We start from the raw sequence: 23,355 nt of genomic DNA on the forward strand, positions 1-23,355 counted from the left end.
ATGGAGGATCGCTCTGCTCTGTCCGAACTGCTTCAGGTCGGATAACAGCCTCTGGGTACTGATGGGGAAGCCTCGGCTTCCCCATCAGTCCTTAAAAGAGACCATCAAGCCCTTAATGGCTCTCAAATGGTGTTCGAACGCTTCAAACGACAGGCTGATTTGTTTTTGCGTTAGAGAATAAAGGGCACAGTGGAGAGAGACATAAGCTGTGTGAACCACTCGTGGTTGGCCCGGTTGTGTAACTTTTACGGAAGTGTTCAAGTCATACGCGGTAGGTGAGCCAGATGCTTGTCTAACGTGAGGGGGTAATCACGGACACGGACCCCTGTTGCATTATACACGGCACTGGCAATCGCTGCTGCCACGCCACAAAGCCCCAATTCCCCGACCCCTTTTGCTTTCATCGGAGAGGACAGGGGATCTACTTCATCAAGAAAAATTACGTCCTGATGAGGGATATCAGCGTGTACGGGGACTTCGTAACCCGCCAGATCGTGATTGACGAAGAAGCCATGTCGGGTATCGACTGCCAATTGTTCCATGAGGGCTGCGCCAGCGCCCATGGTCATGGCACCGATGACCTGGTTTCGGGCGGTTTTGGGGTTCAGAATGCGGCCTGCGGAGCAGACGGCCAGCATCCGCCGGATACGGACTTCGCCGGTAAATCCATTGACACCGACTTCGACGAAATGGCTTGCAAAGGTGGACTGCTGGTATCGTTTGTCTACGTCAGCATATTCAATGGTGTCCTCGGCAACCAGTTCACTCTCATGTGCAGTCTGTCCAAGGGGGAAAACACTGTTACCGACATGGACATTTCCGCCTGAGAACTGCGCTTCGGCTGGTGGTAATCCCAGTTTCTCCGCAACATTTTCTCGCAGTTTGACGCATGCGGCATATACGCCCGCAGCCGAATTGTTGGCCCCCCACTGGCCTCCGGATCCTGCCGATACAGGGAAATCTGAATCACCAAGAATGACCCGGACCCGATCGATGGAAACTCCCATCATTTCCGCCGCTGTCTGGGCAAGAATGGTATAGGTGCCTGTACCGATATCGGTCATGTCGGTCTCGACCGTCACAATACCCTGTGAATCAAGACGCACGCGTGCCCCGGATTTTGTCAGGAGATTGTTGCGGAAGCCTGCCGCGACGCCCATGCCGATGAGCCATTCTCCCTCCCGCACGGATGCGGGGCGGGGGTTCCGACGGCTCCAGCCAAATTTCTCGGCTCCATGTTCCAGGCACTCGACGAGATGCCGCTGAGAAAACGGCCGGCCTGGTTTTTCAGGATCGGCCTGGGTGTCATTCAGAATTCGGAAACGCACGGGATCCATGCGGAGTCGTTCAGCCATCTCGTCCATGGCAATTTCAAGTGCCATCAGGCCTGATGCTTCGCCAGGCGCCCGCATCGCATTCCCTTCAGGGAGGTCCAGAACAGCCAGTCGCATCGCCGTCAGTCGATTAGCACCCGCATACAGCAGCTTGGTTTGATCTATCGCGGCTTCCGGACGCCCGTGAGGAAGGTTGCCCGACGTGCTTTCATGGGCAATAGCCATGATCCTGCCGTGACGATCCGTACCGATGCGGATGCGCTGGATCGTTGCCGACCGATGCGTTGTATTGTTCATGATAAAGGGGCGGGTGAGCGCAACCTTGACGGGGCGTCCTGCGGCTTTGGCGCCGAGAGCCGCCAGTACGGCGTCAGAGCGCAAAAATAGCTTCCCGCCGAAACCGCCCCCGATATAAGGGGAATCAACCCGGACATTTTCCTTCGACAGGCCAAGGGCGGTCGCAATATCGCGCCGGTTCCAGGCGATCATCTGGGTGGACGTCCAGAGCGTCAGTTTTTCATTTTCCCATGCGGCGATCGTCGCATGGGGCTCCATCATGGCATGCGTCTGATCGGGGGTGGTGTACGTCTCATCCAAGCGCGTTGCAGAAGCCGAAAACGCCCTTTCAAAGTCTCCAACACGGTCCGCACGAGATCCATTGGCACCCTGCACCGGGCGAGCGGCATGTTGCGCCTGTTTCAAATCGAACTGACCCTCATCGTGGTCATATTCTGTTTCGATCAGAGCTGCTGCCGCGCGGGCCTGTTCGAAGGTTTCGGCCACCACGATCGCAGTGGCCTGATGGTAATGGGTTATTTCGGGTCCACCAAAGAGCTTTGCCGTATTCATGGGGCCATTTTTCAAGGTGGCCATGTCAAGCGTTGTGACAATTGCCAGAACGCCCGGTGCGGCTTTCGCATGGGCGATATCCATGCGGGTGATCCGCCCTTTGGCGAAAGCGCTCCCGATAATATAGCCGTAGGCCTGATGAGGGACGACGTCATGCCGTTCATAGGCATAAGGTGCGGTGCCTGTTGTCTTTAAACGTCCGTCGATGCGATCCAGGGGATGGCCGACAACATGTAACTGATCAATGGGGTTTTGACCTGCGGCTCTATCGAACTTCATGATGCCTTGGCCTCCTGAATGACGGCTGCCAGAGTGCGCTCCAGCAGCGAAACCTTGAACGCATTCTCCGCAGTGGGGGAGGCACCTGCCAGAAGCTTTGCTGCAACAGCCTCCGACCCCTTTGGTATTTCTGAATCCGCAGCCTCGATACGCCACGGTTTCGGCGCGATGCCGCCGACAGCGACCCTGCCTGTACCATCTTCTTGAATGATGGCTGCAACCGAGACGAGGGCAAAGGCATATGAGGCCCGGTCACGGACTTTGCGATAGAAATGACGTCCTCCCACTGGGGGCGGGAGGGTTACGGATGTGATCAGTTCATCCCTGTTCAGAGATGTTTCGATATGCGGACTTTTTCCCGGCAGGCGGTGAAAATCGGCAATGGGAATACGACGGGATTGCCCACGGACATTTATGGTCTCAACAGTGGCATCAAGAAGACGCATGGCAATGGCCATGTCACTGGGATGCGTTGCAATACAGGCCTCGCTTGTCCCGATAATGCCGAGCTGTCGGCTGACGCCCCCAATGGCGGCACATCCAGCTCCTGGCTGGCGTTTGTTACAGGGCTGGTTCGGATCATAAAAATAGGGGCACCGTGTGCGCTGTAGCAGGTTGCCGGATGTCGTTGCCTTGTTCCGAAGCTGCCCTGAAGCACCTGCAACAAGGGCACGGCTCAAGACGCCGTAATGGCGGCGAACCCGCAGGTCTGCGGCAAGATCCGTATTACGGACCAGCGCGCCAATACGGAGCCCTCCGTCTGAGGTGTCATCAATAGTGTCCAGACCAATCCGGCCGATATCGATCAGGTGTTCCGGCGTTTCGATCTGCAGTTTCATCAGATCAAGGAGGTTCGTTCCTCCGGCAATGAAACGCGCTCCTGGTCTCCGGGCGAGGGCAGTGACCGCTTCGTGGGGTGTCCGGGCACGCTCATAAGTAAATGCTTTCATGGTTGCGCTCCCGCGACTTCAGCCATGGCTTCTGCGATGTTCGAATACGCACCGCAGCGGCAGATATTGCCGCTCATCCGCTCCCGCATTTCCAGACCGCTATGCTCCATCGGTCCGAGCAGATCCTTCGTCACATGACTGGGAATGCCGCTCTTGATTTCATCAAGAACGGCAACGGCGGAGCATATCTGGCCGGGCGTGCAGTATCCGCACTGATAACCATCATGCTGAATAAAGGCGGCCTGCATCGGATGAAGATGCTCCGGGTCCCCGAGACCCTCGATCGTTGTAATGCTGTCTCCCTCGTGCATGACCGCAAGGCTTAGGCAGGAATTGATGCGCCGACCGTCCACAATGACCGTGCAGGCCCCGCATTGCCCATGATCGCATCCCTTTTTGGTGCCGGTCAGAAGCAGGTGCTCGCGGAGGGCATCCAAAAGTGTGGTTCTTGGATCCAGGCGAAGGCTGTGAGCGCGTCCGTTGACTTCAAATGTAACGTCCATGCCTTCGCTCACCTGTGTTTGAGCCTCAGCAAATGGTACGCCAGAGGCCATGATGGTTGCAGTGCTGCCTGCCAGAACCGTGCGACGGGGGAAGCGCGCTCTCTTAATCGTCTGAGAGGTCATGATCGGGTTCCTCGCTCGCCATTAAAAGCAGGTGGCACCAGCGTCATTCAGTGCTGACTTGATGATTGGGGCATTCTACCGCCTGCTAAGCTAACGTATCCAGACCGCAGAGGTTCTGTTCAGATTGTTCGTTCATTCCGCATAAGCTTATAGACTTTATTCATTAATCATTCTTGATTGTGGGCATTGCCTGTGAGGCGTTTCCAATAATCGTCGGCACGTTTTTCAAACGTTGCGGCATCGCGCGCATCACTTTGATAAAATGTCCCTTTAGGTATTGGAGAATAAACCTGCTCTACCCAGCCTCTGGGGTCGTCATGTGGTAGGCGATACCCGATATGGCCGAGTGCTGCGGCTCCCTTGTAATGGGCGTCGCGTAAATGCAGGGGGACTGCCGCCGGAGGCTGGGTTGCGACATACTGTAGCGCACTTGAAATGCCTCGGCATGCTGACATTGATTTCGGGGCCCGTGCGATATGTAACGCCGCATGGGCCAGAACAATCTGCGCTTCTGGATAACCGATTTTCTCAACGGCTTGCGCTGCGGCAATCGCGGTTTGCAGAGCGGTATTATCGGCAAGTCCTACATCTTCAGAGGCATGGATCATGATCCGTCGTGCAATATAGCGTGGATCCTCGCCTCCGTCGATCAGGCATGCCAGCCAGTAAAGCGTTGCGTCCGGGTCTGAACCTCGCATGGATTTAATGAAGGCCGAGACAATGTCATAATGCGCGTCTCCCGAACGGTCATGGTTGATGGGAGCCGCGGCATAGACTTCCTCAAGCATGGCATCAGTGACAGTCACTATCGCTTGGGTATGTCCTACTGCAAGGCTTTCAAGTGTTGTCAGAGCACGTCGCGCATCGCCGCCGGAACGTCCGGCGATCAGTCGGATCTGATGAGGGGTTAGCGCAATTTTTACGCTGTTGTTTTGCAGATGGATTATTCCGCGTTGGATAACCAGTTCCATCTCCTCAATGTTCAGCGGCTCCAGTTTCAGAATTGTTGAACGAGAGACGAGAGCAGGGGTAAGGACGTGGTAGGGGTTGCCAGTTGTTGCGCCGATAAAATCCGCCGTGCCTTCTTCACAGATGGCAAGAAGGTCATCGGTCTGGGTTGCTGAAAATCTCTGGACTTTGTCAACGAAGATCAGAAGGGGAACCATACGGGCTTCATCAGCCAGCTTGCGGATATCCGAGACCCCAGCACGTGTAGCGTTAAGGGCCCGGAAATTCTTGCCAAGCATGTTGCCGACAGTGCGTGCGATTGATGTTTCGGCTACCGCCTCGATGGCTATAACCGGGGCACCGACAGTCACGACCGGCAGGGCGCAGGCATGGTGGATGCTCTGCGGAGAGCTATACTACAACCGAATTTTGTACCCGTAAGACCGATTTCGTCACGTAAGTATCAGAGCAGGGACGTGTCAGAATTACCGTTCAGGTGGCTAGTTAAGGTTCGGGTACCAGCTAAGGGTACCCGGGCGGGATTACCACGGTCTTTTGTGGAAAAGTGGCCTTTTTACAGGCCAGTCATTTTTAGGACGGCTTCAGGCAGCCGGTCGCCCTGCACGATGATCCTTGCGGTTGCCGCGTCGATTTCCTGAAGATCAGATGGAGTAAGCACAAGATCGACGGCGCCAAGGTTCTCTTCCAAGCGTGACAGCTTTGTCGTTCCGGGAATAGGGGCAATCCACGGTTTCTGAGCCAGAAGCCACGTCAGTGCGACCTGAGCTGACGTGGCTCCTTTACGTTTGGCCACATCTTTTACAATACTCACAAGAGCCAGGTTGGCCTTACGTGCTTCTGGAGAGAAGCGCGGCACCAGATTGCGAAAGTCACCCGGCGGGAATTTGGTGTCCATGGTGATCTGGCCCGTCAGAAAGCCTGCACCGAGTGGACTGAAGGGCACGAAACCGATCCCAAGTTCCTCAAGGGCGGGGAGGAGTTCTTTTTCTGGTGCACGCCAAAACAGGGAGTATTCGCTCTGTACAGCCGTGACGGGTTGTACGGCATGAGCCTTCCGAATTGTTTTTACACTGGCTTCAGAGAGGCCGAAATGCTTGACCTTGCCCTCCCAGATTAGTTCTTTAACCGTATCAGCGACCTCTTCGATCGGCACGTCGGGATCGACACGGTGCTGATAGAACAGATCAATCCGGTCGGTCTTCAGGCGCATTAGAGCTGCTTCCGCTACAGCTCGGATATGCTCGGGGCGACTATTAACGCCACCAGAGCGCTGACCGGTTTTCAGATTAATATCAAAGCCAAACTTGGTGGCGATAACCACCTTGTCCCGAAGAGGGACAAGGGCTTCGCCTACCAACTCCTCGTTGACAAACGGTCCATAGGCTTCGGCGGTATCAAAGAACGTGACGCCATGTTCGAACGCATTGTGGATCAGTTTGATCATAGAGGCACGGTCAGTGGCTTCGCCATAAACCCCCGTCATCCCCATGCAGCCGAGGCCAAGTGCGGAGACTTTGAGATCCTTGCCCAATGTGCGATATTTCATAGTAATCTGTCTCAATTGCTACTTAGGGAATACAAAGCGTAATTACGCAAAATCCGTGCTTGTGCTGACGGTTTTCCAATCATCGATTTCCTGAAGCTCGGTTTTGATGGCTTCCATGGCCCAGGTCACGGCATCGCTTCCAAGAAGAAGGCTGTCAGGCAGCTTTTCTTTCATGACGACATCCACGAGAACATGAACGGCCTTGGCCGGGTCTCCCAATTCCTTACCGCTGGTTGTATCAGCGGCTTTGCGCCGGGGACCAACAGTTTCATCATAATCGGCAATGGTGTTTGCTGAGCCCTGCAGGGAACGACCGGCAAAATTCGTACGAAAGGCTCCCGGTTGCACAACCATAACCTTGAGGCCCAGAGGTGCTATTTCCTTGCGCAGAGTTGCGGAAATCCCTTCGAGCGCCAGCTTCGTTGCGGAGTAATAACCCGATCCAGGGCTAGCGATGCGAGGTGCTACCGATGAGACGTTTACAATTATTCCGGACCGGCGTTTACGCATACCGGGGAGGGCTGCTTTTATGACGGAAACCGGCCCGAAGACATTAGTGGCAAACAGAGCCGTTACGTCCGCTTCCTCACCTTCTTCGATCGCTGCGCGATAACCGTATCCCGCATTGTTGACCAGCACATCTATGCTGCCGAACCGCCTCTCGGCAGCCTGTACGGCTTGTGCAATCTGGTCTCGGTTTCTCACGTCAAGCGCCTGAGCCAGAGCATTGTCAGGATAGGCCTCAACGAGCTCTTTCAGGCTATCGGGGTGTCGGGCGGTGATGACGGCGTTATGACCGCGTTCCAGCACAGCCTGTGCCAGATCGCGCCCTAATCCGCTGGAACATCCTGTAATGAGCCATGTGGCCATTATATTTCTCCATTGAGCCCGAGCGTATCAGGGTGCTTGTGCTCTGTTTGTTTGCTGTTAGGGCAGGACTACGAGAGCAAAAGATGCCTGTTCTTTCGTAGTGTGAGTTCATGCCCTACGGGGTATGGCAGATAGATTATCCCGCATTATGTTTCGTGATTAGGTGCCATAAAGCGGATGATATTATTAGTGTGTCTAATTAATAGCGTATAAAAATTTTAATGATCTGACTCTGCGGATAAAATCTGTGCTCGATGGCTCAGCCATGGACGATACTAATTTTGTGCCTATAAAAACCTCTTGTTCTTTCTGGGCGGAGAGAGCCGATAGTTCGCGTTTTGGTTCTTCCTGTGCTGGGAACCATCAGCGAAAGATACTTGGGTGCGCATTTTACAAATCAATTGCCGCGCCAGATAACAGGCGCTGTAGGTGTCGGTTTCGATGAGTTTACGACCGACCTTGAGATTACAATTCAGGTTAAGGTTCTTGCGAAGAGGGGAGGTATAGCGGGCATCTACACAACCCATAACTGGGCGGCTCTGGTTCAGATCGCTAACTGCGCGTTGCTTTCAAAGATCCAGCTCCAGACAGCCAGTAAGGTCGGAGGATCGAGACAAGACGCCTTGCTGGACGTGCGTAATCTGGTGATAGGGTAGAGTCGGTCTACGAGTGCGAGACGGCGGGGAAAAGTGATTATCAGTCATGCCAGCTTTAGCGTTTTTAAAAGAGGCGCGCTGGGTATGAATGGAAAGTTAAGGCGTAGGGAAAGTACGCTTGTTTGTGCATCTTGAAGTTTCAACCTTGGGTCGCAAGAGAGTTTCTTAATGAAGCGTCGTTCTCAGGGGATGTTGGAGCGCACATGCCAGAACGGCAGTGTTACTGACAGCTTGTCGTTCACGATGCGCACAGCGTCTGAGTTCTTCGAAGTTGACTGGGAAAACCCTTGAATGGGTTATCCGTTTTTATAGCGGTTAGCAGGGCGAGGCTGTGATGTGGCGTTTGACTGAGAATTTTGAGTCTGCCGCGGCTTTGGCTCATTCGCGGATCCCGATTGCCCTCGGAGTTTCCTCTTGGTCAGAAAAAGAAGATTAGCTTGGCCTTCGCACGAACTGCAGATCCGGAAATATGCTGCTTTCTTGCGCGGTGCCCTGATCGTGTGAGCGGCCTCTGCGACAGGGTTCCTCCTCCTGCTCGCTCTGTTCCAGCAGGCCCCAGAGTTCTTTGTCATTTGCCTGCGTCAATCTGTTCGGAGTTTTCGACATGACATTTTCCCTGAATGATCCAGATCTTTTCCGTCAGACCGCCTTTCTCGGAGGGGACTGGAGAGCATCCAAGAGCGGCAAGACCCTGACCGTCGATAACCCTTCAACGGGTGAGATCATCGGCAGTATTCCGGCCTGCACGGCTGAAGAAACCCGCGCTGCTATCGAAAGCGCGCGGATTGCGCAGGGCAAATGGCGTCGGAGCTCAGCGGCAGATCGTGCGGGTCTGCTGATGGCATGGTACCAGCTGATGCTGGACCATGCTGATGACCTGGCCAAGATCATGACACTTGAGCAAGGCAAGCCTCTGGCAGAAGCCAAAGGAGAGGTTGCTTATGCTGCGTCTTTCCTCAAATGGTTCGCGGCTGAAGCCGAGCACGTACAGGGCAGTGCACTGGTACCGACCGCCGACCGCCGGGTCATCATCCTGAAAGAACCTGTGGGAGTGACAGCGGCCATTACGCCCTGGAATTTCCCTCTTGCCATGATTACCCGTAAATGTGCCCCGGCTCTTGCCGCAGGGTGCAGCATGGTGATCAAACCGTCCGAACTCACACCGTATTCTGCTTTGGCTCTAGCTGTTTTGGCAGAACGTGCAGGCCTTCCAAGAGGGCTTCTGTCTGTTGTGACGGGCTATGCGCAAGAGATTGGCCCGGAACTAACTTCAAGTCCCGTTGTGCGCAAGCTGTCTTTCACGGGCTCTACGAAAGTCGGGTCGCTGCTGATGCGTCAGTCCGCGGACACGATCAAAAAACTCAGCCTTGAACTGGGCGGAAACGCTCCTCTCATTGTCTTTGATGACGCCGATCTTTCTGTTGCCGTGTCCGGAACGATGCTGAGCAAATTCCGGAACGCCGGGCAGACCTGTGTCTGCGCGAACCGCGTTTATGTTCAATCCGGAATTCATGATGCGTTTCTGGAAAAACTCGCAGCAGAGGTGATGACCCTGAAGACGGGCGACGGATTTGATCCGCAAACGCAGATCGGACCACTGATTAACGAGGCTGCCGTCGCCAAGGTAAAGGAACATGTAGAAGACGCTTTGGCTAAGGGCGCTCGCATCGTGGGTAAACCACTGGACATTAACGGTCGGTTTGCATCTCCCGTGCTGCTAGCGGATGTGACGTCCGAGATGCGGATTGCACAGGAAGAAACGTTTGGTCCGATCCTTCCCGTGTTCCGCTTCGATAACGAGCAGGATGCCGTTCAGCAGGCCAATGCTACTCCTTTCGGTCTGGCGAGCTATTTCTTCACGAATGACATCGCGAGAGGTTGGCGGGTTGGCGAGGCTCTCGATTTTGGCATGGTAGGACTGAACACCGGTTCCATCTCCCTTGTGTCAGCACCTTTCGGGGGCGTGAAGCAGTCCGGGCTCGGGCGGGAAGGGGGCGCACTGGGCCTCGAAGAATTCCTGGAAGTGAAGAGCTTTCACATTGGACTGCCGACTGCACAATGACCGTCGTTGAAGAGAGAATGGCCTGACTTATGGCAATCGCGCCCAAGCTTGATCGTATTGATCTTAAAATCCTGGCTCAGTTGCAGAAGAATGGCCGGCTGACCAATGTGGAACTGGCAAACCGCGTTGGTCTGTCTGCCAGTCCATGTCTCATTCGCGTCAAGCGGCTGGAAGCAGCCGGCTACATTGTAGGATATGGGGCGCAGATTGCCCTGCAAAAAATCTCAAGCGTCATGACTGTCTTTACAGAGGTCACACTCTCAGATCACAGACGGGATGACTTTTTTCGCTTTGAGACTGCAATGCAGAAAGTGGAATCCCTGGTGGAGGCGCATCTTATCAGTGGTGGGTACGATTACCTTCTGAAATTCATGGTCAGAAACATTGATCATTATCAGGAAACAATCGAGTCTCTTCTGGATCAGAATATCGGTATCGAGAAGTACTTTAGTTATATTGTTATAAAATCTCCCATTCTGAAGCCAGCATTTCTGATCGAAAGTCTTACCAGAAACACGGAGCGTTCGTTATGAGCCTGGAAAATGCGAATGTATGTGAACAGACGGCCATTAACCTCCGGAGTATGACCGAGGAAGATCTGGGGGCTGCATCGGGTCTTTCAAAGGTATTGGGATGGCCGCACCGTCTTGAAGACTGGGATTTCATGCTGCGTCTTGGTCATGGGTTAGTGGCGACACTGGAAAGTGGAGAAATCATTGGCACCATTATGTGGTGGTCATTTGGGGAACGTCACGCCACAGTTGGGCTGATTATCGTCAATGGTGCATGGCAAGGGCACGGCATCGGCACAAACATGCTGACAACGGTGCGCAGGCTTCTGCCGGGTCGCTCAATATCCCTTAACGCGACGCCGGCTGGCCAGCCGCTCTATGAAAAACTGGGTTTTGTCCCGACTGGGATTGTGGAGCAGCATCAGGGTAATGGTGTGTCCTCTCCTATCATCGCTCTGGATGCGGGCCAGCGGCTGCGGCCGGTTGTTCAGTATGATCTTCAGGATCTCATAGCGTTCGACAGGGCCGCTACTGGGATGGACCGATCTGCGCTTGTTGAAGAGCTGGTGCAGAACGCCAAAGGCGTTGTGATCGATACGGAAGAGGGGATCAGGGGATACTCGTTCTGCCGTCGGTTCGGATGGGGATGGCTGATTGGTCCTGTCGCAGCGGAAACGGCAGAGCAGGCCAAGGCGCTCATTTCTCATTGGATTGGTACGTATGGTGGAGAATTTATCAGAATTGATACGCCGACTTCATCTGGTCTCTCAGGCTGGCTGGATGAAATGGGACTGATCCGCGTGGACGTCGTCAACACAATGTCGACCGAGCCTGTGGTGATCTCTGAAAATGCTCCGCAATATTTTGCTCTGACCAGTCAGGCTCTTGGTTAAGGATTGTTGAAGTGTCTTTTGTGCTGAAATCTACTGAAGAGCGTGCACGTCTGTGGAGGCCAATGTTCGCTAGCGCGCTGCCTGAGCTTGCGTTTCATGTCTGGCCTGAGACTGGCGACCCGCAGAAGGTTCGCTATCTGGCGGCGTGGCAACCACCGGAAAATCTGGCAGAAAACTTTCCCAATCTGGAAGTGCTCTTTTCTGTTGGTGCAGGTGTGGATCAACTGAACGATTTTTGGGCTGACAGAAATATTTTTGCGTGCCTATTCCGGCAGAGAGGGGCGGCATCTCATATAGAATTCGAACGCTGGATGCAGGGCAACTGAGCCAGGCTCTTTTGGATGTGACAGCCTTTGGTCTCGACTTGAGGTGCATTCTTCCGTCGTACTAGGAACATTTTTTGAGATCAGTATTGTATTATGAGATCCGAATTAAAAAATAGCGAAAATGATTTATAAATTCCTCCGGTAGTTTCCGATTGCCATGGCGAGCGCCATGATCATTACAACTGAAGCAGCATTGGAGCGAAATCCATGGAAATCGGCTTCAGTTACTTGAATCCATACTCCTGATTTCGGTATAATAGGGCTATTTTTATTGTCAGTCATGGAGACGATAGGCACTTTTCGCTCTTCGAATTTAGTGAATAGCTCTACTGTTTTTTGGGCATACGCTGCGTAGCTGATAATAAGTGCTGCATCTGACGGTGTTGCGGAAAGAAGTGCCTCGTCTTCCATGCCACTCTCCGTGCCAATAACCTGATGGGAAATGCCCATTTTTGTCAGCAGATAAGCGAAATAGCGCGCGACTGGCATAGAGCGTCTGAGGCCAAGAATATGAATGCATCGGGCATTCGCCAGAATATCGACTGCCTTATCAAGAAGGGCTGGGTTTGTCTTTTCCTGGAGGCTGTTCAGGGACGTAACTGCTGCGCGGTGGAAGCCGGTTAACAAATTAATTGTGGAATGTGCAGTATCGTCAGGGCTCTGGAGTGCCTGTAGGCGCTCAGGGTAAGATGAAGCTAATCCGCGAAGCCTTTCCCTGAAAATTGCCTGGAAATCTGAATACCCTTGAAAACCGAAAGTCCTTGAGAAGCGGACGACCGTAGAGGGCTGAACATTGGCATGATGCGCAAGAATGCTGACGGTCCAGTGTGCAATGTCGTCAGGATTGCTGGAAACCACATCAGCTAGCTGTTTTAGGCGCGGGGGGAGCGAAGTATAGCGTTTTCCCAGTTCATCGGAGAAAGTTTGATACCGGTCAGTCATGGTCATTTAGTCAAGCCTTCCTTGCCATCTTATGTGCATTGTTAAGGCGATGGTTTTTCCGCTGGGAAATCTTAGACGAAAGCTACGAAAACGTCTGCATTTCCAAAGAGAACATATATTCCAGACTTACTGAAGAGTGGGCTCTCAATCTCACAAAAAGACGGAACAATGAGATATATAACATGATACGTATGACATATATCATCATAAAGTGATATATTTAACTGAGAATCAGATTGCAGGCTCATCGCAGAGTGTGAGAATAGAACAAATATTCCGCATGTCGGGGAATGTTCAGACACGATGAAGGTGGATCCTGCGATGTCTACAGATCTTGATGTTATCACCATTGGTCGCGCGTCCGTGGACCTTTACGGACAGCAGATAGGTAGTCGGCTTGAAGACATGGCCAGTTTTAGCAAGGCGGTCGGGGGGTGTCCGGCCAATATTGCAATCGGAACGGCGCGTCTTGGATTGAAATCCGGCATCATTACCCGTGTCGGGAACGAGCATTTTGGACGCTTTATTCAGGAGCAGATGAAGCGTGAAGGTGTGGCGATTGAAGGAATTCGTACAGATCCGGACCGGTTTACTGCTTTAGCGATTCTGGGCGTCAAAAATAGGGAAAGTTTTCCGCTACTATTCTATCGGACAGATTGCGCAGATGCTGCGTTGAATGAAGACGATATTGATCCAGCCTTTATCCAGCGCGCGCGGGCAATTGTCGTAACCGGAACACACTTTGCCCAATCTGGGTCTGCCGCAGCACAACGTAAGGCGATGCGTCTGATCCGAAAGGCCGGTGGTCGTATTGCTTTCGATGTGGATTATCGGCCGAACCTCTGGGGACTGGGTGGGATCGGGGACGGCGAAGCCCGCTACGTTCGTTCTGAGAATGTGACATCTCATTTGCAGGACATTCTTCCGGATTGCGATCTGATTGTTGGCACGGAAGAAGAGCTCCATATTGCGGGTGGTAGCGAAGAGACGTTGGAGGCCATCCGGAATATCCGCGCGGTGTCAGATGCCACGATTGTTTGCAAGCGTGGGCCCATGGGATGTGTCGTCTTTGACGGCGAAATACCTGACAGTCTTGAGGAAGGTATCAGCGGCCCTGGTTTTCCTGTGGAAGTCTATAATACGCTTGGCGCAGGGGACGCCTTCATGTCCGGCTTCCTACGTGGCTGGCTGAAGGATGAGCCCCTATCGGAATGCTGCCGATATGCAAATGCCTGCGGTGCTTTTGCTGTTTCGCGTCTGCTCTGCTCGTCTGAAATCCCAAGCTGGAAAGAGCTCGAGTATTTCCTTTCACACGGATCGACTTACAGGGCCCTGAGATATGATGAAGCTCTGAACCATCTTCATTGGGTTACAACCCGCACAGAGCAAGCCTTTCCGGTTATGGCTTTGGCCTGTGACCATAGGGTTCAGCTTGAAGAGATGGCCACCGCAGCCGGAGCACCATCCAGTAGGATTGCCCGTTTCAAGATCCTGGCTGTCGAAGCTGCGGCGAAGGTCGCGAAAGGGCGGGAAGGTTTCGGGGTCTTCATGGACGGTCGGTATGGTCAGGATGCTTTGTTTCAAGCGGCGGAAAATGGCCTCTGGACAGCACGTCCTATTGAAAAAACCGGCTCAAGGCCGCTGGATTTCGAAGGGCAGGGCAGCTTGGGTACGTCGCTCATCGAATGGCCGAAGGATCAGATCATCAAATGTCTCTGTTTTTACCATCCGGACGACAGCGACGATCTGAAACTCCGGCAGGAACGTGAACTCCGTCGCGCTTATGAGGCATGTCGTTTGCAAGGGCGGGAGTTGTTACTGGAAATTATTGCTGGAAGGCACGGTGAACTCAAGACGGATACTGTCTCTCGCGTGCTTGAGCGGCTCTATGACATCGGCATTCAGCCAGACTGGTGGAAACTGGAGTCACAGCCCTCCGAAGCTGCGTGGAAAAAGATCGGCGAGGTTATTGAACAGCGTGATCCGTTCTGCCGGGGCATTTTGCTTCTCGGACTGGACGCTCCGGTCTCGGAACTTGAAGAGTCATTCCACAAGACGACAGCAACACCCTGGGTCAAGGGTTTTGCAATCGGGCGGACCATTTTCAGTGACACGGCCCGGGCGTGGTTGGCTGGCCAGATGTCGGACAATGAGGCTCGTGACGAGTTGGCGCGTCGTTTCGAGCATTTTGTAGTGGCTTGGCAAAGCAGGGGGCGTCCTCTGCCTCATCAGAGTGCAGCCTGAGCGAATGCCCGGAAGGATATCCCCATGAAAACGATACGCCTGACTATGGCTCAGGCATTAGTGCGCGCCATGGCCGCACAGAAGACTGAAATAGATGGCCGAATAGAGCCGTTTTTTGCCGGAGTATGGGCAATTTTCGGGCATGGCAATGTGGCGGGCCTCGGAGAGGCATTACACGAGGCCAAGAATGACCTGGTTACCTGGCGTGCCCATAATGAGCAGGGTATGACGCATATTGCGACGGCCTTTGCCAAAGCATCCCGTCGGCGCCGTGCGATGGTTTGCACCAGTTCTATTGGGCCTGGTGCCTTGAATATGGTGACGGGGGCGGCTGTGGCTCATGTCAATCGCTTGCCGCTGCTGCTTTTACCAGGCGATGTGTTTGCCAATCGTATTCCGGATCCTGTGCTTCAGCAGATCGAGGATTTTGGCGATGGTACAGTCAGTGCAAATGATGCGTTCCGGTCAGTGTCGCGCTATTTTGACCGTATAACACGGCCAGAGCAGATCATCCCGGCGTTCAATCGTGCCATGACGGTTCTGACGGATCCTGCCGAGTGCGGTCCAGTCACACTATCTCTTTGTCAGGATGTTCAGGCAGAAGCATTCGATTATCCGGAAAGCTTCTTCGTCGAGCGTATTCATCGTATTCGTCGGGCTCAACCTGATGAACGTGAGTTGATGGAAGCGGCGGAGCTCATCCGTGCATCCAGCAAACCGCTGGTGATTGCAGGTGGGGGAACCCTTTATTCTGGCGCGGAGCAGGCGTTAGCGGAGTTCTGTACCCGACATGGAGTTCCGTCTGGCGAAACTCAGGCGGGGAAATCCTCTCTGTCTCCTGATAATCCGTTGAATATGGGGGGTCTTGGTGTGGCTGGTACATCGGCAGCCAACGACCTTGCGGAAGAAGCGGATCTTATTATCGCCGTCGGGACCCGTCTTCAGGATTTTACTACGGGTTCCTGGGGGATGTTCCGTAATCCATCCGTAAAGATCGTAACTCTGAACGTGCAGGTAGCCGATGCGACCAAGCATCTCGCAACCCCACTTGTGGCGGATGCCCGCGTAGGATTGCGGGCGCTGGAAAGTTATCTTGCAGAATGGAAAGCTGACCCTGACTGGACGCAGAAGGCCAGAAACGCTCTTGCAACATGGTCTGAGAGCTCTCTGGGCTATCAGGCCGAGCCCTCTGTCAGGCAGGAAACCCTACCTAGTGATGCACAAGTGGTGGGGGCGGTGCAGCGCATGGCCCAGCCGAGCGATATTGTTGTGTGTGCTGCCGGAGGATTGCCAGCGGAGCTCCAGAAGCACTGGCGTCCCGGGATGCCTGGCGGATACCACATGGAATACGGCTTTTCCTGCATGGGGTATGAGCTGGCAGGCGCGATTGGCGTGAAGATGGCGGAGCCTGACAGGCATGTGACTGTTATGCTCGGTGATGGTTCTTACCTCATGCTAAATTCCGAAATCGCAACTTCCGTGATGCTGGGCCAGAAGCTGACGGTCGTTCTCCTTAATAATCAGGGTTATGGCTGCATCAATAGGCTTCAGCAGGCAGTCGGCGGTGCGCCGTTCAATAACCTTCTGGAAAATTGTACACAGGTCGTGACGCCGGAAATTGATTTTATCCAGCTGGCGCAGGGGCTTGGTGCCCGCGCAGAAAAAGTCTCGGGAACTGCGGAGCTTTCGGAAGCCGTGCAGCGGGCAAGAACTGCAGATCGTACAACAGTGATCGTTATTGATACTGACCCCAAGGCAATCACTGATGACGGTGGAACATGGTGGGACGTTGCGGTCCCGGAAGTGTCATCGCGTGAATCGGTTCGGGATGCGCGTGCAACCTATGAACGCTTGCGCATGGGACAGCGCATCGGAAACTAAAACTGCACAGGATGTGTGGCCTTCAGGGAAGGCCGGGAGTCTTCAATGTCTGTTAGAATTGGTGCCAACCCGATCATCTGGAGTAACGACGACATGCCGTTTCTGGGTGGAAAAATTTCTCTGGAAACCTGTCTTTCCGAAGCGCGCGAGGCAGGTATTGAAGGAATGGAACTAGGGAACAAGTTTCCCAGAACGGCGTCTGAACTGGAGACAGTGCTCACGTCCTATGGCTTGAAGCTGGTTTCCGGATGGTATTCGACGGAGCTTCTGATCCGGAGTGCCGAAGAAGAAATTGAGCGCATGCAGCCGCATCTTCAGCTTCTCAAAGCGTTGGGTGCTCCCGTTTTTATCGCCGCGGAAACCTCTAATGCCATTCACTCGGATGTCAGCATTCCGCTTTCCCGTCGGCCTGTTCTGGAAAAAGAGGCGTGGCTGGAATTCGGACGCCGCATGACGCTCATGGCGGATGCTGTCGCTGCTGAAGGCCTGGATTTCGTTTATCATCATCATATGGGCACCGTTGTGCAGTCCCGGCAGGATATCGATGACTTGATGCGTTTGACAGGGCCGTCCGTAAAATTGCTCCTTGATACCGGGCACGCTCTATGGGGAGGTTCAGATCCTGCAGAACTGGCGAAAGTTTATCGTAATCGTATCCGGCACGTGCATGTGAAAGATCTGCGACCAGAAAAGCGAGTCAAGGCGGATAGGGAAGACTGGAGTTTTCTGCAGGCCGTCATGGGAGACGTTTTTACCGTTCCCGGAGATGGTTGTATCGACTACGCCAAGGTATTTTCGGAAATCCCTGAATATTACGGCTGGGTCGTTCTTGAAGCCGAACAGTATTCGGAAGAAATCAGCCCTCTGACTTACGCTCGGATGGGCCGGAATCATCTGGTGAATATCCTCTCACAGACGGGGCACATGTCATGTCTTCGCGCCTCTTGATTCACGCTCACCCTCGCGATGAAAACTGCCGGATCATCAATCTGACGCCGGAGAAAGCGGGGTGGGACTACATTGGGTTTGAAGTGATGTCACTCAAGGCCGGTGAAACGGTTTCTGAAGCTACGGATCGTACTGAGGTCTGTCTTGTTCTCGTGAGTGGTCGTGCACGTATCGAAGGTGCGGAGCAGGATTTCGGTTTGATTGGAGAACGGATGAGTCCATTTGATGGGCTTCCATGGTCCGTATATCTTCCTCCGGGGACAATCTGGCGGGCGGAAGCCGAGACGGATGTTGAATTGGCAGTTTGCCGCTCACCCGCGTCCGGCAAATACCCTGCACGGCTTATTCCTCCCGATGAGGCTGGCGAAGTTGCTCGCGGAACCGGGACAAATGAGCGGTTTATCCGGAATATCCTGCCGGATACTGCACCAGCGGAAACGCTTCTGGTCGTAGAGGTAATTACCCCTGGTGGCCACTGGTCCAGCTATCCACCACACAAGCATGATACAGACGATTTCCCCAATGAGACCTATCTTGAGGAAACGTATTATCATCGCTTGAAACGGGGAAGTGGCTTCGCTTTACAGCGTGTTTATACCAAAGATGGATCGCTGGATGAGGCCATGGCCATATCCAATCGCGATACGGTTATGGTTCCGAAAGGGTATCATCCTGTCGGGGCGCCGCATGGTTTTGACCTTTACTATCTCAATGTGATGGCCGGCCCGCGTCGGGCATGGAAATTCTCCATGGATCCAGACCAGGCACACCTTCCATATTGAGCGATAAAGAAAGCCTGCAAGGCAGGTTTTTCAACCAGGAACGATAAAGCCAACCAGTCACCAAGAGAGAAATGCTTCTTAGTGATGGAGTAGAAATCATGGCAAGTATCAAAGATGTCGTGTTCGTTCAGTCTGAGCGGCATGACGTGAAATATGTGCTTCGTATCTGTGCCGTTGCAGCGCTTGGGGGTATCCTCTTCGGATATGATACTTCCGTCATATCCGGCGCCATTGACTCACTTCGCGACTATTTCCATCTGTCTCCGGCAGAGACAGGGTGGGCGGTCTCGAATGTGGTTGTTGGATGCATCATCGGTGCAGCGCTGTCCGGATGGATGGCGCATAGGCTGGGTCGGCGCGTAACGCTTTTTGTGTGCGCCATTCTGTTTACGATTTCGGCTCTGGGTGCCGCGCTCGTTGATAGCTTCATGTGGTTTGTTATTTACCGCATGATTGGTGGCATTGCAGTGGGTGTGGCTTCGGCAGTCTCTCCGATGTACATGTCGGAAGTCTCACCGAAAGACATGCGCGGTCGTGCTCTGACAATGGAGCAGTTCGCTATTGTTTTTGGGCAGGTTGTGGTCTTCATCGTGAACTATCTGATTGCGAGAAGTGCGTCGACCGAGTGGTTGAGAGACGTTGGCTGGCGCTGGATGATCGCCTCGGAAATCGTACCCTGCGTTATTTTCTGCGCTACGATTTTCCTGATCCCGGAATCTCCCCGTTGGCATGTTCTGCGTGGCCGTGACGAAGAGGCACTCAAGACCCTGAAGCGGATTTCCAATGAGCAGCATGCTCAGTCTCTGCTGGGTGAAATTCGTGAATCTGTTGCCAATATCGAAATGGATGCCCGAAATAGCGTCTCTGTATTGAAACGCGACGGAGCCAAGTGGATCATTTTCGTAGGCGCCATGATTGCTCTGCTGCAGCAACTCACAGGTGTTAATGTCATCATGTATTATGCTCCTATGGTTTTGAAGACAACCAGCGGTGGCATTCAGGCGGCACTCTTCCAGACGATCTGGATTGGTGTGGTGTCAGTCTGCGGTGCGATACTTGGCGCGTGGATTATTGACCGAAAGGGGCGTCTACCCTTGATCCGTGTAGGATCGGTTGTCATGTGCATTGGCCTGCTGACAGTTTCTTGGGCTCTCTATACCCAGACGACAGGGTTGCTGGCGCTGGTTGGTATGCTGGTTTTCATGTTTGCTTTCGGCATGTCCTGGGGGCCGGTGACGTGGGTTCTGGTCGCTGAAATTTTCCCAAACGCTATTCGCTCCATCGGTATGAGTATTGCCGTTTCATGCCAATGGACCATGAATTTTGTTGTCAGCCAGACATTTCCGATGCTGAGTGAAAACAAGTTCCTGAACGAGCATTTTCATGGAGCATTCTCCATGTGGCTCTTCGCCGGATTGTGTCTCGTATGCATGTGGTTCGTGCTTAAATTTGTTCCGGAAACCAAAGGCGTTTCTCTGGAAAAAATCGAATCTGTCATGCTTAGTCGTCGTCCAGGTGGTGCACCAGTAACTGTGCCGGTAAGTGCGCCGATTGCTCCTGCCGTATCTGGTCAGGAGTAAAGGTTGTGAATACATTGAGGATTGGCCTGATTGGCACGGGTTTCATGGGAAAAGCCCATGCCCTTGCTTATCAGGCGGCTGGAAACATTTTTGACGACATTTCCCGACCCGTTCTTCATAAGATCGCCGATATTGATGGAGAACGCGCACGCCTTTTCCAGCGTCAGTTCGGTTTTGCGTCCTATACCCAAGACTGGCAGGACCTCATTGATGATCCGTTGATTGACATCATCTCCATTACGACTCCGACACTTTTGCATAGTCAGATGGCACTGTCTGCTATTGCTGCGGGCAAACACGTTCACTGCGAAAAGCCATTGTCTCCTACCGCGTCAGAGGCGTGGGAGATTGTTCTGGCGGCTGAAAAAGCAGGTGTGAGGACACAGAGTGGTTTTAATTATCTTAAAAACCCGCTGCTGAAATACGCACGTGATTTTATCGAGTCAGGGGAGTTGGGAGAAATCTACGCTTTTAATGGCATCCACGCAGAAGATTTCATGTCGGATCCTTTGTCCCCCTATAGCTGGCGATGCGATCCTGCGGGAGGGACGGGGGCGCTGGCAGACGTGGGAAGTCATATTATTTCCGTTGCACGGTTTCTGTTAGGGCCCGTAACGTCGGTCTTTGCCCAGTTGGACACGGTAGTGAAGAAACGGCCTGCCTTTGCCGGGGCATCAGAGCTCAGAGACATTAATATTGATGACGTGGCTAGAATGATTGTCACGTTTGAGCGTGGATGTTCCGGAACTCTTCAGGCCAACTGGCTTGCGACAGGACGGAAGATGCAGCTGGAATTTGAAATTTCCGGCAGTAAGGGAGCATTGTCATTCACTCAGGAACGCATGAATGAACTGCTCTATTATAAGGCTGGTGACGATAGCCGGACAAACGGTTTCCGGCTGATCGAAACTGGCCCGCAACATCCGCCTTATGGCTCATTCTGCGTCGCGCAAGGCCACCACCTTGGCTTCAACGATATCAAGACGATCGAAATGGCAGAATTTATTCGCGCCATTGATCGTGGCGAACCCAGCACTCCTGATTTCCGGGAGGCATGGGAAATTCAGAAGATCATCGATGCTGCTGTTTGCTCACATCAGCAAAGGCAGTGGCAGACGATTTCCTGATCCGTTTCAATTAAAACTGGAGAAAATACCATGCCATTACTTCACTTTCATATGCTTGAAGGCCGCACGGATGCGGAGATCAAGACGCTTCTGGATGCTGCCCATGAAGCGATGCTGGAAGCCTTTGAGGTCCCGCGTGGAGACCGCTATCAATTGGTTTCTGAGTACAAGCCTTCACGCATGATCGTGGAAGACACGGGTCTTGGAATTCCGCGGACTGAAAAAGTTGTAGTTGTTCAGATGTTCAGCCGGCCACGCGGCGAAGAAAAGACGGCATTATTCTACAAACTGCTCACAGAACATCTTGAGCGGACGTGCGGAATTGCTTCGTCGGACGTTATGGTGTCCGTGGTTGAAAATCAGGATGCGCACTGGTCCTTTGGGCTGGGAAGAGCACAGTTTCTGACGGGGGAACTCGGAGGAAAATAGTCTTTATCTCCCATAGCTCTAACCAAACCTTGATCAGAGGACAGGCTGCATCAGTGTTGAGAAATATTCTGTGCAGTCTGTCTCTTCTGAACGTGGTTCATAGATGTGGAAAAAGTGCAGTATAAGTGGCAGAGCTTATACGCTTTCAGGAGGGCCGAACCTTGAGAAATTTTCCAGCTCCTGGCATGGCGACGAGCTTTCCCTCTTCCATGGCAAGAGTTCCACGTAGAAAAACCTTTGTCGGCCAGCCACGGACAGTCAAACCCTCATAAGGCGTGTAGTCGATGTTGCTCTGAAAGAGGTCATTGGTGATCGTGACTACGCGGTTCGGGTCCCATAGAACCAGATCGGCGTCAGAACCGGGGGCGATCGTGCCTTTTTCGGGATAGAGACCATAGCGTTTGGCTGGGGTCGTAGCGGTGAGGCGCACGAAGTCGGTCAGGTCCAGCTTCCCGCTATTGATGGCGGCATCATAAAAGACTGGCAGGCGTGTGCCGAGACCGGGCATGCCATTGGGAATAAGGGAGAAATCGGCATCCCGACCATGACGACCCTTCCCGACGGCACCATCGAATGTGTAACCACAGTGATCGGACGAAATGATACTGATGACACCGCTTCGAAGGTAAGACCACATACCCTCCTGCTGTGCTTGGGTGCGCAGCGGTGGGCTACAGATGTATTTTGTACCTTCGAAATTGTCGCGTTTGAGGGCGTCTTCGGTCAGAGTAAGATAATGGGGGCAGGTTTCAGCCACAACCTTGACGCCCCGTGACTGGGCCCGGCTGATTTCCGCAGCGACTTCGGGGCAGGAAACATGGAAAATCTGAATTTCCTGGTCCACGAGTTCACTCAGTGTCATCGCGCGGTAAGTGGCCTCACGTTCTACACTGGAGGGACGCGAGGTTGCATGACCATGAGGTTCGGTCCGGCCCTCCTCCAGGTGACGCAGGATCAGGTGACGGATGGCATCGTAGTTCTCACAATGGACGGAAACAATGATCCTGCTTTTACGGGCGGCTTCCAGAACCTGAAGAAACTGCCCGTCGGCAAGATGAAAGTCGTCATAGGTCATGAAGACCTTTAGGCCGGCCGCTCCCCGTTCGGCTACAATGGGAATCTCGTCATGGATTGTCTGGTCATCGGTACGGGTGATGATCTGGTGAATAGCAAAATCGATCCGGGAATTTGCGCCTTTCTCACGATAAGCCTCAAATTGCTCCACGAGACCTCGTCCGGGAACATGCGAGGCAAAGCAAACCGCTGTCGTGGTGCCTCCAAGCAGGGCCGACCCGGTAGCTGAGACGAAATCGTCTTCATGGATTGTGCCGTCAGCCTCTTCCTGCTCGATATGGCAATGGCCGTCGATCCCGCCTGGCATGACCAGAAGACCGGTCGCATCGACCGTTTCATGTCCTTGGAGATTGGTACCGATCTCAACGATTTTTGAGCCGTTGATCCCGAGGTCGGCGATATATTTGTCTGTCGCGGTCACGATCATACCGTTCCGGATCACGAGGTCAAAAGTCGTCATGATGGTGTCTCCTGTA

Annotated in this window: 20 protein-coding genes; 12 read left to right on the forward strand and 8 right to left on the reverse strand. The window is 53.4% G+C overall.

Going from position 1 to position 23,355, the window contains the following annotated elements; genetic code table 11:
* Positions 1-257 precede the first annotated feature (257 nt).
* From paoC to ABF979_RS09095, 6 genes are all read right to left on the reverse strand, one after another.
* A complete protein-coding gene (gene paoC / locus ABF979_RS09070; protein ID WP_415559272.1) occupies positions 258-2,462 on the reverse strand; it encodes an aldehyde oxidoreductase molybdenum-binding subunit PaoC in 2,205 nt (734 codons plus the stop codon).
* Positions 2,459-3,412 carry an FAD binding domain-containing protein gene (locus ABF979_RS09075; protein WP_415559274.1) on the reverse strand — a complete coding sequence of 318 codons (954 nt, stop codon included), beginning with the start codon at positions 3,410-3,412 and terminating at the stop codon, positions 2,459-2,461. The genes paoC and ABF979_RS09075 overlap by 4 nt, the downstream gene beginning before the upstream one ends.
* On the reverse strand, positions 3,409-4,038 hold the full coding sequence (paoA, locus tag ABF979_RS09080) for an aldehyde dehydrogenase iron-sulfur subunit PaoA (protein ID WP_415559276.1): 630 nt from the start codon (positions 4,036-4,038) through the stop codon (positions 3,409-3,411). The genes ABF979_RS09075 and paoA overlap by 4 nt, the downstream gene beginning before the upstream one ends.
* Positions 4,039-4,205: 167 nt before the next feature.
* Positions 4,206-5,357, reverse strand: coding sequence for a replication-associated recombination protein A (locus ABF979_RS09085; RefSeq protein ID WP_415559278.1), 1,152 nt, complete (start codon positions 5,355-5,357; stop codon positions 4,206-4,208).
* Positions 5,358-5,560: 203 nt separating this feature from the next.
* Positions 5,561-6,553, reverse strand: a complete 993-nt coding sequence (locus ABF979_RS09090) for an aldo/keto reductase (protein WP_415559280.1) — start codon at positions 6,551-6,553, stop codon at positions 5,561-5,563.
* A gap of 42 nt (positions 6,554-6,595) precedes the next feature.
* Positions 6,596-7,423 carry an oxidoreductase gene (locus ABF979_RS09095; RefSeq protein WP_415559282.1) on the reverse strand — a complete coding sequence of 276 codons (828 nt, stop codon included), beginning with the start codon at positions 7,421-7,423 and terminating at the stop codon, positions 6,596-6,598.
* Positions 7,424-8,247: 824 nt separating this feature from the next.
* Between ABF979_RS09095 and ABF979_RS09100 the strand changes: the two genes are divergently transcribed.
* From ABF979_RS09100 to ABF979_RS09120, 5 genes are all read left to right on the forward strand, one after another.
* Positions 8,248-8,370 (forward strand): hypothetical protein, encoded by a 123-nt coding sequence (locus ABF979_RS09100; protein ID WP_415559284.1) that lies wholly within the window; start codon positions 8,248-8,250, stop codon positions 8,368-8,370.
* 313 nt (positions 8,371-8,683) lie between these two features.
* Positions 8,684-10,141 (forward strand): NAD-dependent succinate-semialdehyde dehydrogenase, encoded by a 1,458-nt coding sequence (locus ABF979_RS09105; protein WP_415559286.1) that lies wholly within the window; start codon positions 8,684-8,686, stop codon positions 10,139-10,141.
* A gap of 29 nt (positions 10,142-10,170) precedes the next feature.
* A complete protein-coding gene (locus ABF979_RS09110; RefSeq protein ID WP_415559288.1) occupies positions 10,171-10,674 on the forward strand; it encodes an Lrp/AsnC family transcriptional regulator in 504 nt (167 codons plus the stop codon).
* Complete coding sequence (locus ABF979_RS09115; protein ID WP_415559290.1) at positions 10,671-11,546, forward strand: GNAT family N-acetyltransferase; 876 nt, start codon at positions 10,671-10,673, stop codon at positions 11,544-11,546. Before ABF979_RS09110 ends, ABF979_RS09115 begins: the two co-directional genes overlap by 4 nt.
* A gap of 11 nt (positions 11,547-11,557) precedes the next feature.
* Entirely contained in the window at positions 11,558-11,872 is a 315-nt protein-coding gene (locus ABF979_RS09120) for a hypothetical protein (protein ID WP_415559292.1), read from the forward strand.
* 126 nt (positions 11,873-11,998) lie between these two features.
* Here the strand turns inward: ABF979_RS09120 and ABF979_RS09125 are convergent, their stop codons facing one another.
* Complete coding sequence (locus ABF979_RS09125; protein ID WP_415559294.1) at positions 11,999-12,820, reverse strand: MurR/RpiR family transcriptional regulator; 822 nt, start codon at positions 12,818-12,820, stop codon at positions 11,999-12,001.
* Positions 12,821-13,135: 315 nt separating this feature from the next.
* Here ABF979_RS09125 and ABF979_RS09130 point away from each other — a divergent pair, with 315 nt between their 5' ends.
* The 7 genes from ABF979_RS09130 (at position 13,136) to ABF979_RS09160 (ending at position 21,805) form a co-directional block, all read left to right on the forward strand.
* Complete coding sequence (locus ABF979_RS09130; RefSeq protein WP_415559296.1) at positions 13,136-15,058, forward strand: bifunctional 5-dehydro-2-deoxygluconokinase/5-dehydro-2-deoxyphosphogluconate aldolase; 1,923 nt, start codon at positions 13,136-13,138, stop codon at positions 15,056-15,058.
* Positions 15,059-15,082: 24 nt separating this feature from the next.
* Positions 15,083-16,939, forward strand: coding sequence for a 3D-(3,5/4)-trihydroxycyclohexane-1,2-dione acylhydrolase (decyclizing) (gene iolD / locus ABF979_RS09135; protein ID WP_415559298.1), 1,857 nt, complete (start codon positions 15,083-15,085; stop codon positions 16,937-16,939).
* A gap of 45 nt (positions 16,940-16,984) precedes the next feature.
* Positions 16,985-17,887, forward strand: a complete 903-nt coding sequence (gene iolE / locus ABF979_RS09140) for a myo-inosose-2 dehydratase (RefSeq protein WP_415559300.1) — start codon at positions 16,985-16,987, stop codon at positions 17,885-17,887.
* On the forward strand, positions 17,869-18,669 hold the full coding sequence (iolB, locus tag ABF979_RS09145) for a 5-deoxy-glucuronate isomerase (RefSeq protein WP_415559302.1): 801 nt from the start codon (positions 17,869-17,871) through the stop codon (positions 18,667-18,669). Before iolE ends, iolB begins: the two co-directional genes overlap by 19 nt.
* Before the next feature lie 98 nt (positions 18,670-18,767).
* Entirely contained in the window at positions 18,768-20,249 is a 1,482-nt protein-coding gene (locus ABF979_RS09150; protein WP_202207993.1) for a sugar porter family MFS transporter, read from the forward strand.
* A 5-nt stretch (positions 20,250-20,254) separates the two neighbouring features.
* Positions 20,255-21,376: a Gfo/Idh/MocA family protein gene (locus tag ABF979_RS09155; RefSeq protein ID WP_415559304.1), complete on the forward strand. Its 1,122-nt coding sequence runs from the start codon at positions 20,255-20,257 to the stop codon at positions 21,374-21,376.
* A 30-nt stretch (positions 21,377-21,406) separates the two neighbouring features.
* Positions 21,407-21,805 carry a tautomerase family protein gene (locus ABF979_RS09160; protein WP_415559306.1) on the forward strand — a complete coding sequence of 133 codons (399 nt, stop codon included), beginning with the start codon at positions 21,407-21,409 and terminating at the stop codon, positions 21,803-21,805.
* 145 nt (positions 21,806-21,950) lie between these two features.
* Here ABF979_RS09160 and hydA read toward each other — a convergent pair whose 3' ends face one another.
* Positions 21,951-23,339, reverse strand: a complete 1,389-nt coding sequence (hydA, locus tag ABF979_RS09165; RefSeq protein WP_415559307.1) for a dihydropyrimidinase — start codon at positions 23,337-23,339, stop codon at positions 21,951-21,953.
* Between the last annotated feature and the right edge of the window lie 16 nt (positions 23,340-23,355).

The organism is Gluconobacter sp., assembly GCF_047723935.1.
Lineage (GTDB): Bacteria > Pseudomonadota > Alphaproteobacteria > Acetobacterales > Acetobacteraceae > Gluconobacter.